At 67.3% G+C, this 2,295-nt stretch carries 2 protein-coding genes; both read left to right on the top strand.

The genetic code is table 11. From position 1 onward, the window contains the following. Positions 1 to 374: ATP-binding protein (locus VIM19_15960; GenBank protein HEY5186350.1), on the top strand; the 374-nt coding region annotated here is incomplete at its 5' end. Between the two features lie 189 nt (positions 375 to 563). Further along, on the top strand, positions 564 to 2,295 hold a 1,732-nt coding region (locus tag VIM19_15965; GenBank protein HEY5186351.1), incomplete at its 3' end, for an SWIM zinc finger family protein.

Here is a 2,295-nt window from a genome sequence, read left to right on the forward strand (position 1 = left end):
CGCATGGGTACCCCTACTTCCTCCAGGAGGGGGGTAGCCAGCTATGGAACACCGCCGAGTCGTCGCCCATCACCGCGGAGGATGCTCGCAGGGCGAAACCGAAGATCACGGAACATCTGGACCGAAACTTCTTCCGTATGCGCTTCGACCGCCTCACCCCCAAGGAGAAGGAGTACCTCTGGGCCATGGCCGGGCTCGGTCCTGGGTCTCATCGCAGCGGCGACATCGCCGCGCAATTGGGGGTCAGAGTCGAATCCGTTGCCCCGCGCCGCGGCGCTTTGATAGCCAAGGGGATGATCTACAGCCCGGGGCACGGCGACACCGCGTTTACAGTCCCGTTGTTCGATGAGTTCATGAACCGCGCCCGCCAGTGATCCCTGTGGCCGGGTCCAAGGCGTGGGCTCTCAGTGGCGTGGGTGCAGTCAGCTGGTGACGACCTTGAGACGGACTCCTGTGATCGGCGAGTTTCTCTTGCCGCGATTGGAGGCGGTCGTGATACTAATGCGAATGTCTGGGCAGGGTGGAGGTCTGGTGGAGTCGACTCAGGTGTCAACGGGTAGCGCGTGAAGCTATATCTGGACACACCTGAGCTCCTCGACCGCTACGGGCACACGGCTGCGGCTCAGTCCTGCGATGACGTGTCGGTGGCGCGCTCTACGGTCGACGACATGAACCACGAGTGGACCAGCTGGCTGAGCGACCAGGCGATCCGTCGTACCGTCGGCGCGGAGACATACCGTCGCGGGGCCACGTACGTCCGTGAGGGCCGCGTGTCGCAGCTCCAGGTCAACCCCGACCCCAGGACGCTTTTCGCGACGGTGAGCGGGAACCGCCAAGGCGCCTACCAGACCATCGTGACGGCTGGACGTCACGCCGGTGAGGTCGTGGCCTGGGCGGGACGCTGCACCTGCCCGATGGTCATCAACTGCAAGCACGTTGCCGCGGTCCTGCTGGCCGCTCGCGAGAGCACCGTCACGGCGAGCGTCGCCACACGCGCTGTCGTGCCGTCGTGGGAGCGGGCCATCGCCGACGTCGTGAGGACGTCCTCAGCCGGCAAGGACGATGCGGGAGTCCCGCTTGCTCTTCAACTCGAGGTCGTGCCGCGCCCTCAACCAAGACCGGTCGGCTACGGGGGCGCCGCGACCCTCCCAGCCGTGCCGCGGATCCGCCTACGCCCGGTCATGCGTGGACGTCGAGACACGTGGGTGCGCACCGGGGTTTCCTGGAGAGACCTCCAGCACCACTACGCCCGGACGGAGGTCCCGGCCCATCGCGAAGTGCTGCGCGAGCTGTACGCCGCCTACCAATCGGGTGCCAACAACTACTACTACTCCTATGGCGACCAGCCGGTTCACCTCGACGAGTTCGGCCCTTCCGTATGGCGGCTGCTCGAGCGGGTGCTCGAGGCGGGTGTCGCGCTGGTGCCCGCCAAGGCCTCAGCCGGACCGATCACGCTGGCAGCAGAACCCGCTCGGGTTCTGCTCGACCTGCGCCGCGACGACGAGGGTGGGGCTGCCACGCTGACAGGCGTCGTCGAAGTGGACGGCATGACCGTGGCCGCTACGTCGGTTGGCTTCCTGGGCACCCCGATCCACGGACTATACATACAGGGGGATGGCGGTGGCTCACCTCCTGGGGACTCGCGTTCCGGTCCGGCACCAGGGCTGCTCCTTGCCCGTGTGGACAGACCGCCGAGCGAGTCGGCCGCCCGCCTCCTTCGCGAGGGGCAGCCGCTCGTCATACCTGCGGGAGATCTCGGCCGGTTTCTCAGCGGCTACTATCCCGCGTTGCGGCAGGCCATCGACGTGGTCTCCTCTGATGCGACCGTCACCCTGCCCGAGATCGCGCCCCCGCGGCTGGCTCTCACGGTGACCTACGGGCCGGACCAGCAGACCGGCCTCCGTTGGGCGTTCGCCTACGCCATCGGCGACACGATCGAACGGCTGCCCCTTCGCGGCCCGACCGGCGCGGTCACCGTCCGTGACGTCCTGGCCGAACATCGGCTCCTGAAACGACTCGAGCTGCCCGACGACCGGCTGCCACAGCTGCGCACTACGGTGGCCGACCAGCACCCGCTCGTCCCCGACATCGCGCTGGGTGGCATAGACGCGGCCTACTTCACCGAGGAGCTGCTGCCTCGGTTGCGTGAGAACGATGACGTCCTGGTGGAGGTCGAGGGCACGGCCCCGGACTATCGCTACACCGATGCGGCCCCGCTCGTCCATCTGTCGGCAACCGAGTCCACCGACGACAGGGACTGGTTCAACCTCGGTGTCCGTGTCTCCATCGACGGCG

The sequence above is a fragment of the Actinomycetes bacterium genome, from assembly GCA_036510875.1.
GTDB lineage: Bacteria > Actinomycetota > Actinomycetes > Prado026 > Prado026 > DATCDE01.